The organism is Streptococcus suis, from assembly GCF_002964045.1.
GTDB lineage: Bacteria > Bacillota > Bacilli > Lactobacillales > Streptococcaceae > Streptococcus > Streptococcus suis_U.
This window is the reverse complement of the sequence record NZ_POPB01000019.1, coordinates 1-267: the sequence shown is the minus strand read 5'-3', so window position 1 is coordinate 267 and position 267 is coordinate 1. Positions and strand designations below refer to the sequence as shown.

Genomic DNA, 267 nt, shown 5'->3' with positions numbered 1-267 from the left:
CTATTTTATCATGCATGGCTTGGATTTTTTCAGGGTCTAGTTCTAAATCGTACCCCATATCATCTTCATGAGTTGCACCAATAATGATTTTTCCATTTTCAAATGGTAGGATGTCAATCTCTCCGTAAGGCATACAAACTGGCCAATTATCAGTATCGAATTCTGTATCTAATTCTAACAATTGTCCTTTTTGTGGTCGAACATCCACTTGATAACCAAGAGGTTCAAGAATATGTGGCAACCAGGCCCCTGTAGCTAAGATAATGT

Annotated in this window: 1 protein-coding gene; it reads right to left on the bottom strand. The window is 37.8% G+C overall.

What is annotated here, in order from left to right:
- Positions 1-267 (bottom strand): FAD-dependent oxidoreductase (locus tag C1E99_RS00070; RefSeq protein WP_153060100.1); only part of this gene is annotated, 267 nt, incomplete at both ends.